Source organism: Pirellula sp. SH-Sr6A (assembly GCF_001610875.1).
Taxonomy (GTDB): Bacteria; Planctomycetota; Planctomycetia; order Pirellulales; family Pirellulaceae; genus JBKCUI01.
Genome location: NZ_CP011272.1, coordinates 1652775 through 1667386, shown reverse-complemented (window position 1 = coordinate 1667386; position 14612 = coordinate 1652775). Strand labels below are relative to the sequence as shown.

The window sequence follows — 14612 nt, the reverse complement described above, 5'->3', positions numbered from 1 at the left end:
CTAGTCGCCGAAGCATTCGCAAGGTGTTTTGCGGTCGATACGTTTGAGTGTTCCAGCGAGAACGCGACCCGCTCCAATTTCATAGAACTGATCGACCCCCAGCGATAACAGCTTGCGAAGCGATGCTTCCCACAATACAGGGGAAACCATTTGCCGGGTAAGGAGGCCCGCCAGTTCGCTTGGCACCCGGTGTTCGCCGGCATCCACGTTGGCGATTAGGGGGAAGCGGAGCGGTTGGAGGTTCGTTTGGGCAATAGCAGCCGCCAGTCTCTCGACGGCGGGTTTCATGATATCCGTGTGAAACGCACCCGCCACGTTCAAGCGGATGAATCGGGACGCCCCTGCCTCGGGGGCAAGCTGTTCGGCGGCGTCGAGTGAAGCGATCTGGCCGGAAATAGCGATGTTACCCGGGCAGAGCAGATTCGCGACTTGCAACACTTCACCGGGCTGTCTTGCTAGGTCGCACAACTCCGCTACTTGCGATTCCTCTAAACCCAGCACGCTCGCCATACCGCTCGCGATCGCGGAAGCGGACTCTTGCATCGCAGCCCCTCGCTCCTTGACCAATCGGACTCCATCGGCAAACGAGATAGCTCCGGCGGCGCAGAGGGCGGAATACTCGCCCAAACTCAAGCCGGCGACGGCGGCCACGGAATCCAAGCACTCCGGTTTGTCTTCCAGGAATACTGCCAAGGCAGCCATGGAATGGACGAAGAGCGCGGGCTGCGAGTTGTTCGTCAAATGCAATTCCGCTTCGGGACCTTCGGTGCAGAGCTTGGCCAAATCGAAACCAAGGATGCTGGAGGCTTCGGCAAAGAGTTCACGAGCCTTCGCACTTCGCTCGAGAAGTCCCTTGCCCATGCCTACGGCTTGGGCGCCCTGTCCTGGAAATAAAAGAGCAGTTTTCGGCACGATGGTAGTCGGGTAGGAGAGTGAAAGGTGGTGAATTGCGAGTGGCAACGTCGGCGCATCGGTAGCAACCGGAACGGAGCATTGTACAGCAGTTGCTAACGAATGCTTATCCCCGATGAAATAACCGCTTTCCAAACCGCGTTCGCGAGTGGCGAGTGGCGAGTAGCGAGTGGCGAGGAGCAAGTGGCGAGGAGCAAGGAGCAAGGAGCAAGGAGAGGTGGGAGGCGGGAGGCAATGTCGAACGGCTCGTCCTCGACCGTTCCTGCACCGAGTACCACCTTACTATCGGCTAAGCCACCTCTCCCGTACGCTGTCTTGGGAGAGCTTCCTAACTTGCGTGATGCGTTAGGCGATCCAGATCTGTTGGGGACAACAGATCGACATTGTCGAACGGCTCGTCCTCGACCGTTCCTGCACCGAGTACCCTCTTACTATCGGCTAAGCCTCCTCTCCCGTACGCTGTCTTGGGAGAGCTTCCTAACTTGCGTGATGCGTTAGGCGATCCAGATCTGTTGGGGACAACAGATCGACATTGTCGAACGGCTCGTCCTCGACCGTTCCTGCGCCGAATACCACCATACTATCGACCAAGCCACCTCTCCCGTACGCTGTCTTAGGAGAGCTTCCTAACTGGCGTTATGCGTTAGGCGCTCCAGATCTGTTGAGGACAACAGATCGACATTGTCGAACGGCTCGTCCTCGACCGTTCCTGCGCCGAATACCACCATACTATCGGCTAAGCCACCTCTCCCGTACGCTGTCTTGGGAGAGCTTCCTAACTGGCGTTATGCGTCAGGCGCTCCAGATCTGTTGAGGACAACAGATCGACAATGTCGAACGGCTCGTCCTCGACCGTTCCTGCACCGAGTACCCTCTTACTATCGGCTAAGCCACCTCTCCCGCAGGCAGTCTTGGAGAGATACTTATCTTGCGTGATGCGTTAGGCGACGCAGATCTGTTGAGGACAACAGATCGACAGTGTCGAACGATCGTCCTCGACCGTTCCTGCGCCGAGTACCATCCTACTATCGGCTAAGCCACCTCTCCCGTACGCGGTCTGGGAGAGATACTTATCTTGCGTTATGCGTTAGGCGATCCAGATCTGTTGAGGACAACAGATCGACACCGTCGAACGGCTCGTCCTCGACCGTTCCTGCGCCGAGTACCATCCTACTATCGGCTAGGCCACCTCTCCCGCAGGCAGTCTTGGAGAGATACTTATCTTGCGTGATGCGTTAGGCGACGCAGATCTGTTGAGGACAACAGATCGACATTGTCGAACGGCTCGTCCTCGACCGTTCCAGCACCGAGTACCACCTTACTATCGGCTAAGCCACCTCTCCCGTAAGCGGTCTTGGAGAGATACTTGTCTTGCGTGATGCGTTAGGCGATGCAGATCTGTTGAGGACAACAGATCGACAGTGTCGAACGATCGTCCTCGACCGTTCCTGCGCCGAGTACCATCCTACTATCGGCTAAGCCACCTCTCCCGTACGCGGTCTGGGAGAGATACTTATCTTGCGCGATGCGTTAGGCGATCCAGATCTGTTGAGGACAACAGATCGACAATGTCGAATGGCTCGTCCTCGACCGTTCCAGCACCGAGTACCACCATACTATCGACCAGTCCACCTCTCCCTCACGCAGTCGTGGGAAGTCCCGCACGCTGTCTGGGAGAGATACTTATTTTCCGCGATGCGTTAGGCGACGCAGATCTGTTGAGGACAACAGATCGACAGTGTCGAACGGTCGTCCTCGACCGTTTCTGCGGAGAAGAAAGACGCAGCGGACCTAAGCAATCAATCCAGGCGGCCGCTACAGCATAAGCCGTTTTTTAAACGGCGTTTCTGTTCCAACCGTTCTCAGAACGGGTCTCCGCAGGCGCAGCCCGACAATTCAACCGTAATGAACCAGTCGATTCGCCGATAGCATGCGAGCGGGGGAACGCCGGTCGGCGACCGGCCACTACGAACCAAGCCGTATTTGCAGGTAGCCCCAACACGGAGGGATGCAGTCGACTGCGGATACTTGACCTACAACTGCTGAACCTGCTACCGCTTAGCCTGGGGCTGCTAGACTCTCGCCCGTTGTACTATTCGCTCGCTTGAACGACAACACGGCCCATGTAGTAGCCGCACTTGGGGCATACATGGTGCGTAGGGGTAGGGCTGCTGCACTTGGGGCAAAACTGGATTTGACGGGGCTTCTTTTGGTGATGCGCTCGTCGCTTGCCAGATCGTGCGTTCGAATGTCGTCTCTTAGGTACTGCCATGTTGGAAACTCAGCAAAAATCAGCAAAAACAAAGGGCTTTTAAGAATTTTTGGGAGCGAAAAGGGTACTTGCTCCCGGAAAGGCTGTCAAGCCGAAACGAAACGTCGGACGCAAACACCCGCCGCTTGGCCTTGGCTCGAGTAGGAAAGGCTAACGAACCAATCTCCAGGTGCGACTCCGGCCGTTGCGGGGCGGATAGCGCAGGCTTCGTCGATATTTTGGGGGGCGACCAGTCCGAACAGCTCGCGATGTTCCAAAGCCAAGCAGCTGGCGACGATTTCCACCGCCGCGCTTCCGGCTCCCAGATTACCGAAGTAGCTCTTGGCAGCGGTGACCACCGGCCCCGATTCGCCAACACAGTCCACGATCCCGAGCGCCTCGGATCGGTCGTGGTCCGGCTCGCTCTTGCCGCACGCATGGATATGCCACGCTTCGGGGGCAAGGTTTGCACCCGCGGCTTCTGCCTTGCGCATCAAGCTTCGCAAAACATTGGAGGTCGCGATGCGGATGCTATCGATTTCGGCTTCGTGCAATTCCGCACAGACTGCAGAACCAGCACCACCCATAATTTCTCCCCAAATCTTCGCGCCACGGGCCTTGGCATGTGCCAGCGATTCGAGAACCAAAGCCCCGGCTCCTTCGCCGAGGATCCCGCCGCTCCGCTCTTTGCCGAAAGGCCGTGACATCTTCGTCGGATCGGCTTCATCGGCAAGTTTTTCGGAGGTGGCGAAATGGAGGGCACGTAGGGGTTCCAGGCGGGAACCGGTCGCGCCGGCCAGCATGACATCAGCCGAGCCTCGGCGGATGGTCGCGACCGCTTCTGTGATCGAAGCCGCGCTGCTCGCCTCTCGAATGGTGACCGAGTTGCTAGGGCCGCGGAGATCGTTGTAGATCGCCACGTGGCTAGCGGGCATGTTGGGGAGATATTTCAAAAGCCAGAGCGGATTGACTTGAGGACGTCCCGTCCCCGGCCAGAGAGGCATTGGAAATTGGTTGTGGTCGTCCATGCAAGCCTTCACGCCGTCGGCAAACTCTTCCGGCCGGGTGAGAATGTAGTCACTTCCGAAGACGATACCTGTCCGGTCCGGCTGTCGAAGCGAGGGATCGGACAGACCGCTATGATGGAGAGCCAGCTGGCAAGCGGCGACGCCGAGTTCGATCTCCCGGCACATCACCTTTTGATTCTTTTTGATCGCTCTCTGCAAAGCCTTGTCGAGGGGGCCGAAATCTCCGATGTCGCCGGTGAAGCATTTGGCTTGCCCGCCAAAGCTAGCGGTTTGGCTGTCTTGGGGAAGGCAGTCCAGTTGGGAGATCCCGCAAGCACCGGCGGAAATGTTTTTCCAGAAGGACTCCAAGTCGCGGCCGAGCGGAGAAACCACTCCCAGTCCTGTGATGACGACACGTTGGTGGTCAGGCAACAGCGAACAGGCAGATGACATGGGAATCCGTGAATGCGGGAACTGAAGAGACCTTAGGCGTCGTCGGTTTCGTAAAAAAAATGGGGACGCTACCTGCGCTGGAAAGATTCAGCGAGGGAGCGAATCAGAAGAGCATACCCGCTCGTTCAAGTCAAGAGTAGCGAGTAGCGAGTAGCGAGTGGCGAGTGGCGAGTGGCGAGTGGCGAGTGGCGAGTGGCGAGTGGAGAGGGGCGAGGGGCGAGGGGCGAGGGGCGAGGGGCGTGGGGCATGGAGCATGGGGCATGGGGCATGGAGCATGGCGAAATATGGGTAGGATAGTGGGGTATCACCGTTTCAGGGACAGTTTCTTCCTCGCCGCTCGCGCCTCACATCTCGCATCTATGCGCAGCATGCTCTTGACATCTGGCGGCCAATTTAGAGAATGCGGGGACAAATGGACGGTTAGCTCAGTTGGTTAGAGCACCACGTTGACATCGTGGGGGTCGTTGGTTCGAGTCCAATATCGTCCACTTGAGCGTTGCTCAAGAGTAAGTAGATGGGAGTGAGTGGAGAGTAGAGCTTTCTTCCGAACCCATGTGGAAACGGTTGCATCAACCGTTTTTCTTTGTCTTCGAACGGTCTTTCTCGTCCGTTTTTCGTGCCGAATAGTCTCTCTCGACCTTTCCCAATGGTGAGCCGTCGTCTCAATGGTTTTCTAATGTAGAGCCGTCGTCTCGACGGATTCTTTTGCCTGAAGGGCATGCCCAACGTAGCCTAGGGCAACGCCCTAGGTTGGCAACCCACAACGATCCAATTGGCGGAAAGCCATACACAAATCCGTTGCGTTCCATTGCGCAGGGAATCGAATTCAAATCCCCTGTACGTTCGATCCCTGAATTGCTTCATGTCCTCGGTCCGTTTGTCCTTCCGCCAGAAACACCGTTGTGCATGGCTTTCAGCCAAAAGGACCAGGGCGGGGACGTGTACCTAGGGCGTTGCCCTAGGCTAAGGTGTATATGGCCTTTGGCCAAAAATCTCCCCCGCACCAAGCGTCGAGCAGCCGAGGACGACGGCTTGAAAGGGGGCTTCTCAGTCTTTGGTTTCAATTCCGACGAATGTGGGACGTACCTTGGTCGCAGCAGCCAAAAGGTTCTTCAGCGTGGCTTCGCGCGCGCTGGCGGGAATCGGTTGGTTGGACAATGCGATCGACTGGATCTGGTAAGTGACCGGTTCTAAGAATGTCTGTTCAAATCGCTCGAAGCCACGCGATACCGCAGCACTCTTGACCGGTGTGCCGTCCAACTGGAACTGCACATACGCGACATAGGCGTACTCCCCGGTGTCCTTGATCAAATCCAAAAAGTGAACCTGACAATCTCCCTTGCTGGCAAACTGAGGATCGTTCAAGGGGCTTTCGATGACAGGCTGCGTTTCTTGCTGACGCCACCCGGCACCTTCGTAGCAAATGTCGAGCAAGTGGAAGCCGCGAAATGGGAAATCGACGGAGAGGGTTCCCGTCGTACTGGTGGAGTTGTAAAGCCACACATGCGAGAACTGTCCCATTGAGTTCTCTTTGCTTCGCTCCACCAACTCGGTTCGGAAAAGCTTCCAATCATTCAAGTCGTTTGGTAACTGCAACGACTCTTTCAGCTTCGCCAGGGACGCTTCGGTGAACTCAGGGAATCGAAAAATAGTGCCCCCCGACAAAACGCGAGTCGAATAAGCGCCAACACCTAGAAAGCAAAGAGCTAAGGCTCCGGAAAGAATCCATGCCCATCGCAGCGCGGTGGAGGAATTGGACGATGCCACGGGTAAAGCCAATTCAGGACCACGCTGCAAGTGGCGTTCGGAACGTGTGAATCCAAACGAACGGCCCGGGCGATCTTTCAACAAGTTGGCTTTTTTGGTTTGATGGGGAAGCTCCACGACAGCGCCTAAGAACTGAATGAACGCAAAGTCGCAAGCGAACGCAATGACGAAGACGACCAAACCCAAAATCGTATGGGGAGTACCCGATGACAAATCGAGCCCCAACCACTCAAGGGATAAAACGATGGTTACCAATCGGAGGATGTTGCTGCACGAGGCCCACACGGGGACCATGCACAATGCTCCAATAGCGACCGAAAGTGGTTGACGCATCCAAAGAACCAGCGTCAGTGAAATGGCCATCAACGCATAAAGACTGTCAACGCCGCTGCAAGCCTCATCGACAAACAATCTCTTCTCCATCAACTGAAGAATGTTTCCTTCGCGGACATGGAGGATCCCAATCGCGTCGAGCACCATGCTCGCTGTGTAGCTCGATTGCGCTTGCAGATACTGAATGAGCTTGTTGTCGTAACCCGCGGGCAAGGGGACGGTGATCCAGAGCAAACTGGAGATTCCGAGCACCTGATGCCATCCCAATCTGGTTACGCGAAGCAACATCCAGGAGACGATGACCAAAACGCCAGCGACATACGAGAGCCACGGCGAAGAAATCAACACCGCCTCGACAGCGGCCACCAAGCTGACGAGCATGACTCCGATCGCAGCAACTTGACGCTGCGAATTGGCGATTCCCAGCACGCCCTTGCTGCGATCGAAGAGAAAATATCCAAATGCCAACCAAGCGAGCGGGAAGAACTGCAGGTGCGGGCGATTCCACAAACTGTTGGCTTGGAGCCAGACCATTGGCCCCAAACTCAGCAAGATCAACGCGTAAACGATGTCGATCGGGGAGGCGATGCGGACCGGACTCGAGGTCGAAGTGGTGCCCGATGTCGTCGGCGGCGTTGCCGCTGGAGTCGTGGTTGGAGCGTTATCCATCATTCCCATTCGTCTTTCGTAACCTACCAAGTACTCAACATCAGTCCTCGAAGCCGTCGCACAGTAGTAGCCGGTCCCCCGACCCGCGTTTCTGTTCCCGCGTTCTCCGAACGCGATACTTGCTCCCTATGATATCTTGAAAGAGATCACTGGGGATGCGAAGTGGGGTGGGAATGCCTGCCTGAGACAGGCTAAAACGGGACGCCTTTTTGAAAAAGGCTACTACTTGAGGCTGCTGGTTTACGGTGTAACGCCAAGGACATCTTGGAGGATCGGAGACTGAGGCTTCGGGATGCCTGGGAACCAATTCCAAAATCCTCGCCAGCGTGGAAAAAGGACTGCAATGGCGGTCGCGACGAGAATCTTGAAATCGGTGAGGATCCCCGGATGGTCCACATACCAACTTTCAAGCTCCCCTTTGAAAGGCATGATGTCCTCGCGGTAGCACTGCCGCAAATCCCGACCATCTTTTTGTGCCCGAGCGATGATCGCTTCTTCATCTCGAAAAACGAGCGAGCCGATCCCCGTCAAACCCGGCTTCACGTGCACGATTTTTTCTTGCACCCACTGCGGATAATCGGCAAAGCCCTTGGGCATCAGCGGTCGCCATCCGACCAATGACAGTTTGCCTACGAAGACGTCCCACAGCTGCGGTACTTCATTGAGCTTCGACTTGCGAAGAAACTTGCCAACGGGTAGGACGCGTGGGTCATTGCGCAACGTGATGTCCCGCGTCCCGATATTGGGACTGTTCTTGACCATCGTGACAAACTTCGTCACGGGAATGATCTTCCCCATGAAACCCACTCGGTCCTGAAAGTAAAAGGCTTCACGTTCTCCCGTCAGTTTGAGAATGAGAATGACCACTACTAGCACTGGAGATAACAGGAGGAGTACCGTCCCGGAAATCACCAAATCCATCAAACGCTTCACGTTCGCCTCTCTTTTCACTTACATCCGGTTATCAAGTGTCTTGCCGGTCTCTTTGTGGGCAAAGTTGGGTAGCAGTTTTGAAAACGCTTCCAACAATTCCCCCTTCGTCCACCGGTGGGTTTCTCGCATCCGCTGCAGAGTCGTTTCGAATTCGCGAAGGAGCCCGGCATCGACCAACAATTCGTTCTTCACCACTCCGATCTCCTTGTAGCGATCCCAATCGACTTCCTCGGTATCGGTGTAGAACTCTTCGAAATCCTTTTCGCCTGTCGTATCGCTTGGGAAAAAATAAACAGGCCATTTCTTTTGAGCCGCGAACTCCTCGACACGGGAACGCGCCTCTTCCTCGGTCTCGCATTCGACCGCTTCATAGCCCAGCGACGAGAGATACTTCACCGCCATCGATGAAAAGGTTATTAGGTGGAGTCGAGGACTCAGTTTCGGAAAGTAAATCTCTCGATCGTTCCCTTGCAAGATGGAGAACAAGCACAGGTGGGCGCCCTCTTGCGGAGTGACGAAGTATCGGCGGACATCGTTTGGCGCGGAGAGCGGCTGTCGCTTCTGAATACGCTGCGTCCAAGCGTGGGGCAGCGAACCATCCGAGAAAGCGACGTTGGCAAATCGTGCTGTCGAAACGGGTGTTTGGCTGTTCTCCCCCAAAAGGAACATCTCCATGATCCGTTTGGAGCCCCCCATCATGTTCACGGGATTGGCAGCTTTGTCCGTCGAGACGCAGAAAAACTTTTTTGCATGGCAGGCCCTAGCGAAGTCGAGCAGTTTCTTGGTGAGAAACACATTGACGTCGATCAGACGCATCAAGGTATACGGGTCCTTCTCGCTCCGCACATGTTTGAGCGCGGAGAAATTGAGAACGTAGTCGTATCCCTTCCCCTCTTCGAGCGTGTTCTTCGCAAATGACTCGAACTCGGGTCCCAAGCCATCGAAGCAATACGCGTGAAACTCGCCATCGATGTACCCGAGCGATGACCGCACATCGCGCACCATCTCGGCCAAGTTGTTTTCGGAGGTATCGATGACATGGAGCACTTTGGGATTCCGAGCGAAAATCTCGCGCACCACCGCGCTCCCAATCGATCCCGCGCCACCGACGACCAAGAAACGCGAGGAACGGACCAACTCGCTAAACTCCGCTTCCGACGCGCGCAAGTCCTCGACAAACAACGGTTCGTACCGACCGATCTGCTCCAATAGTTTCGTATTCATAAGGTCTCGCGATTACAGATGCGGTCAGGTCTGAGGAGGAAATGGCTTTGCGGGAACGCCGCGCACCCGGGAATGCGGTGAAAGAGAGGTGACGACGACGGAGCCAGCTGCGATCAAACTCTCCGCCCCAATCTCAATGTCGTGGATGACGGAGGCGCCTGTCCCTAAATGACAACCCGATCCGACACGAACGTTTCCGGATAAGGTTACGCCGGGAGCCAAATGGCAAAAAGAGCCGATGGTGCAGTCGTGATCCACGGACGCTTTGGTGTTGATCAATGCAAAAGGACCGATGGCCGCGCCGGGCTGGACAACGGCACCTGCGTGAATCTGCGCCGTCGAGTCGACTTTCGCTTCGGGGGCAACCCAAACGCAAGGATGTTGAAAACCGGTGAACCGGAATCCCTTCACTTGAAATTCGTGAACAATCCGTTGCGCCAGAGAGGAGGCGTTGTTGGGGGAAGTCCAGCCGATCCCTAATACCAACTCGATCTGGTCTGGGCTGTATCGTGAAAGTAGTTCTCCATCGGTCATGATTTCCCAAGGGAACATGGTCCGATCTACTTGTGTTGGATCCATACAGGTCGAAACAAGGATCGTTCGATGGAGCGCGAGCAAAGCGGACCGCACCACGCTCGCATGCCCACCACAGCCGATGATCGCGATGGGTTTCATAGGGGAGTCACGGCCTCTAATAGGTGGGAAGGTACGAGGTCGGCCGAACTGGGGATGTTGACGATCTCCCCTTTCAGTTGTTCGGTTCGGGGCAAGTCGTCACGGGGGCTGTTCGCGAACATCGGAAGTTGATGCATCGGCTCCCAGATTGGACGGCTTTGATATCCGGCGCTATTGAGCGCATCGAGTACTGCGTCTCGTTCGGCTACCGAGGCTCCAGGGATGCGGAATCCGTTGAGCCAATAGTTGCTTTGGCCATCGGATGGCTCGCTGAGCAAGGTGACTGGCTCGAGATCGCCGAACGCTCGTTCGTAACGGTCCTTCAACTCCCGTTTGGCCGCCAGAAGCTGAGAGAAGATTTCGAGTTGCGCTACGCCGAGCGCGGCGTTGATGTTAGGCATTCGAAAGTTCCACCCGATGCGATCGTGGTGGAATTCCCATCGGTGAGGGACTTTCGCAGTGGTTGTCACATGTTTTGCCAAATCGGCCAATTGCTCATCGTCGGTCAAGATGGCACCACCACCTCCAGTCGTGACAATCTTGTTCCCGTTGAAGCTCACCGCGGACAAAAGCCCGAGCCTGCCGGTGTGCGAGCCCCGGTAGTAGGAACCCAGCGATTCCGCCGCATCTTCGATGAGAGTGAGATCGAATTCCCGACAGATCGCGAGGAGGTCATCGAGTGCTGCGGGATGTCCAAAGCAATGCATCACGCATAGTGCACCTATGCGTCGACCTGTTTGCCTGTTTACCAGCTTTCCATGGCTTCCGGTCGTCGCAATCGCCTGCAAATACCGGCGCAATGCTTCAGGGCAAATGGAAAGCCGTTCGACCGAAACGTCGACGAAGTGGGGGATGGCTCCACAGTGGTGGATGGCATTGGCGGTGGCGACGAATGTAAGCGAGGGTGCGAGAACTTCATCGCCGCTCTGGACTCCTGCCAAACGAAAGCACATTTCCAATGCTGCGGTCCCATTGACGGTGGCAACCGCTCTTTTGGCACCGGTGGTTTGGGCGAGGAGCTGCTCGAAACGCGTGACATAGGAACCGGCGGAGCTTACCCACCCCGTGTCCACGCATTCTTGGACGTATCGATTGGTCGAGGGAGGGAAGTAGGGGCGATGCAGAAGGATCGTCTCATTGCTCCTCCCGATCGCTTGTTCGACCCGTGCTACGATTTGTTGAGCCAAATTCATTCAGTGACTCCAGAGAGATTGACTCGTGGAACCGGTCGTGGTGATCGAGTGGAAACAAGCATCCCCGGAGGTAAATGGCGGGAGACGTAGGTCAAGGCATCGACCTGCGAGTCTTCGCCGATGGAGATTCCTGCATTGAGAAACGCGTTGCTACCGATCAGAGCTCGTTTGCCGATTCGGACATTTCCGCTGACACGTGCGCCTGGGAGGACTGCGGAGTAGGCGCCTACGTGGGCATCGTGTCCGATGGAAGCATGAAGGTGGACAATGGCATGCTCGGCGACTTGGGCATGCGAAGAGATAACCGCGAGCGGACCGATGAAAACGCCATCCCCGATGTGGGCTGAAGACGCGACCACGGCTGAGGGATGGATGACCGTGGCGGGTTGCCAACCTCGCGCGGAGCAAGCGGAAATAATTCTCAGTTTAGCCATCACATCCGCGACACCCGCGAGGTAATGCACGGCACCCAATTGCGATTCTAGCTCCGGTGCGAGCGATTGCGAGAACTCGGGTTCCGCGAAGAATCGGACCAGGATGGTGTCGAACAAGTGCTTGCACCCAAGCTCTGCAGCCTCAGCAACTTCGACTGCCGTTCGATTTCCGAAGATGACTAAGCCAGCCATGCCATGGTTCCGTTTTCACGAATCAGCCGCCAAAGTAGTAGCCCTTTTTCAAACGGCGCTTATGGTAGTAGCCACTTTCCAAGCGGCGTTTGTGATCCTACCGTTTTCAAAACGGTATTCCGAGCTGCCCTCGGGCGGTCGGAATGCAAATACCGTTCTGAGAACGGTAGGAACAGAAACACCTTTCGGAGAACGGCGAATACTTGCCGGTCGCTAATCTAGCTCCCGGAACACCGGTTTGAAACCGGTTACTACTTAGGCTTGCGAAAATGGGCGTATTCGTCGGCCCGCAAATTCGCTTTTATCGGATTTTCCCGGGGAAATGAGCGGCGAGTGGCAATGTCGAACGGCTCGTCCTCGACCGTTCATGCGCCGAGTACCACCATACTATCGACTAAGCCACCTCTCCCGTACGCTGTCTTGGAAAATCCTGCACTCTGTCCGGGAAAGATACTTAACTTGCGTGATGCGTTAGGCGATGCAGATCTGTTGAGGACAACAGATCGACATTGTCGAACGGCTCGTCCCCGACCGTTCCTGCGCCGAGTACCACCATACCATCGACCAAGCCACCTCTCACTCACGCTGACTTGGCAAGTCCCGCAGGCTGTCTGGGAGAGCTTCCTAACTGGCGTGATGCGTTAGGCGATGCAGATCTGTTGGGGACAACAGATCGACATTGTCGAACGGCTCGTCCTCGACCGTTCTTGCACCGAGTACCACCTTTCTATCGACTAAGCCACCTCTCCCTCACGCAGTCTGGGAAAGTCCCGTATGCGGTCCGGGAAAGATACTTAACTTGCGTGATGCGTTAGGCGATGCAGATCTGTTGAGGACAACAGATCGACAATGTCGAACGGCTCGTCCTTTTGTCCTGAAAGGACTTGAGCCATTAGCCGGGGATTGAGCGCAAGCGACACCCCCGGTGTGTTTCCCAAGGTTTACGCATCCCGACGGGATGCAAGATGACTCTGTAATCCCTTCGGGATAGAAGAGGGTGTGGGGCGTGACCGGGGGTGTTGCTGCGCTCAACCCCCGGCTACAAGCTTTGATCCTTTCAGGATGAAAAGCCAAAGCGAATGTTCGCTCACCTTGCCGATGCTCTTACGGGAATCGCCCCGCCGCCATCCGGTACACGGGAATCTCCCCCCGAATGCTTCCTCAACGCACGGTTGCCGAAACGATCTTACCTTGTGCCATGCGTCAATCGCTCCAGATCTGTTGAGGACAACAGATCGACAATGTCGAACTGCTCGTCCTCGACCGTTCCCGCACCGAGTACCAGCTTTCTATCGACCGGACCACGTCTCGCTCACGCTGTGTGGAGATTCCCGTACGCTGTCTGGGAAAGATACTTTTCTTGCGTGATGCGTCAGGCGATGCAGATCTGTTGAGGACAACAGATCGACAATGTCGAACGGCTCGTCCTTTTGTCCTGAAAGGACTTGAGCCATTAGCCGGGGGTTGAGCGCAAGCGACACCCCCGGTGTGTTTCCCAAGGTTTACGCATCCCGACGGGATGCAAGATGACTCTGTAATCCCTTCGGGATAGAAGAGGGTGTGGGGCGTGACCGGGGGTGTTGCTGCGCTCAACCCCCGGCTACAAGCTTTGATCCTTTCAGGATGAAAAGCCAAAGCGAATGTTCGCTCACCTTGCCGATGCTCTTACGGGAATCGCCCCGCCGCCATCCGGTACACGGGAATCTCCCCCCGAATGCTTCCTCAACGCACGGTTGCCGAAACGTTCTTACCTTGTGCCATGCGTCAATCGCTCCAGATCTATTGAGGACAACAGATCGACAATGTCGAACGGCTCGTCCTCGACCGTTCCTGCACGGAGTACCAGCTTACTATCGACCGGACCACGTCTCGCTCACGCTGTGTGGAGATTCCCGTACGCGGTCTGGGAAAGATACTTACCTTGTGCCATGCGTCAATCGCTCCAGATCTGTTGAGGACAACAGATCGACAATGTCGAACTGCTCGTCCTCGACCGTTCCCGCACCGAGTACCAGCTTTCTATCGACCGGACCACGTCTCGCTCACGCTGTGTGGAGATTCCCGTACGCGGTCTGGGAAAGATACTTTTCTTGCGTGATGCGTCAGGCGATCCAGATCTGTTGAGGACAACAGATCGACATTGTCGAACGTTTGCTTGGTTTGTCCTGAAAGGACTTGAGCCATTAGCCGGGGTTGAGCGCAAGCGACACCCCCGGTGTGTTTCCCAAGGTTTACGCATCCCGACGGGATGCAAGATGACTCTGTAATCCCTTCGGGATAGAAGAGGGTGTGGGGCGTGACCGGGGGTGTTGCTGCGCTCAACCCCCGGCTACAAGCTTTGATCCTTTCAGGATGAAAAGCCAAAGCGAATGTTCGCTCACCTTGCCGATGCTCTTACGGGAATCGCCCCGCCGCCATCCGGTACACGGGAATCTCCCCCCGAATGCTTCCTCAACGCACGGTTGCCGAAACGATCTTACCTTGTGCCATGCGTCAATCGCTCCAGATCTGTTGAGGACAACAGATCGACAATGTCGAACGGCTCGTCCTCGACCGTTCCTGCACGGAG

Annotated in this window: 9 protein-coding genes and 1 tRNA gene; 1 reads left to right on the top strand and 9 read right to left on the bottom strand. The window is 56.0% G+C overall.

Annotated elements, in window-relative coordinates:
- The 3 genes from fabD to VN12_RS06655 all read right to left on the bottom strand — a co-directional run bounded on the left by fabD (position 1) and on the right by VN12_RS06655 (position 4623).
- Entirely contained in the window at positions 1-912 is a 912-nt protein-coding gene (fabD, locus tag VN12_RS06665; RefSeq protein WP_146676093.1) for an ACP S-malonyltransferase, read from the bottom strand.
- Between the two features lie 2092 nt (positions 913-3004).
- On the bottom strand, positions 3005-3184 hold the full coding sequence (gene rpmF, locus VN12_RS06660) for a 50S ribosomal protein L32 (protein ID WP_146676092.1): 180 nt from the start codon (positions 3182-3184) through the stop codon (positions 3005-3007).
- Between the two features lie 86 nt (positions 3185-3270).
- Positions 3271-4623: a beta-ketoacyl-[acyl-carrier-protein] synthase family protein gene (locus tag VN12_RS06655; RefSeq protein ID WP_146676091.1), complete on the bottom strand. Its 1353-nt coding sequence runs from the start codon at positions 4621-4623 to the stop codon at positions 3271-3273.
- A 414-nt stretch (positions 4624-5037) separates the two neighbouring features.
- Between VN12_RS06655 and VN12_RS06650 the strand changes: the two genes are divergently transcribed.
- Positions 5038-5111, top strand: a tRNA-Val gene (locus tag VN12_RS06650).
- Positions 5112-5670: 559 nt separating this feature from the next.
- Here VN12_RS06650 and xrtU read toward each other — a convergent pair.
- The 6 genes from xrtU to VN12_RS06620 all read right to left on the bottom strand — a co-directional run bounded on the left by xrtU (position 5671) and on the right by VN12_RS06620 (position 12043).
- Complete coding sequence (gene xrtU / locus VN12_RS06645; RefSeq protein ID WP_168164257.1) at positions 5671-7395, bottom strand: exosortase U; 1725 nt, start codon at positions 7393-7395, stop codon at positions 5671-5673.
- 237 nt (positions 7396-7632) lie between these two features.
- Positions 7633-8325 (bottom strand): sugar transferase, encoded by a 693-nt coding sequence (locus VN12_RS06640; RefSeq protein WP_205855207.1) that lies wholly within the window; start codon positions 8323-8325, stop codon positions 7633-7635.
- An 18-nt stretch (positions 8326-8343) separates the two neighbouring features.
- Positions 8344-9549 (bottom strand): UDP-N-acetylglucosamine 4,6-dehydratase, encoded by a 1206-nt coding sequence (locus tag VN12_RS06635; RefSeq protein WP_146676089.1) that lies wholly within the window; start codon positions 9547-9549, stop codon positions 8344-8346.
- A 24-nt stretch (positions 9550-9573) separates the two neighbouring features.
- A complete protein-coding gene (locus tag VN12_RS06630; protein ID WP_146676088.1) occupies positions 9574-10224 on the bottom strand; it encodes an acetyltransferase in 651 nt (216 codons plus the stop codon).
- On the bottom strand, positions 10221-11417 hold the full coding sequence (locus tag VN12_RS06625; RefSeq protein ID WP_146676087.1) for a LegC family aminotransferase: 1197 nt from the start codon (positions 11415-11417) through the stop codon (positions 10221-10223). The genes VN12_RS06630 and VN12_RS06625 overlap by 4 nt, the downstream gene beginning before the upstream one ends.
- On the bottom strand, positions 11414-12043 hold the full coding sequence (locus VN12_RS06620) for a DapH/DapD/GlmU-related protein (protein WP_146676086.1): 630 nt from the start codon (positions 12041-12043) through the stop codon (positions 11414-11416). Before VN12_RS06620 ends, VN12_RS06625 begins: the two co-directional genes overlap by 4 nt.
- Positions 12044-14612 lie beyond the last annotated feature (2569 nt).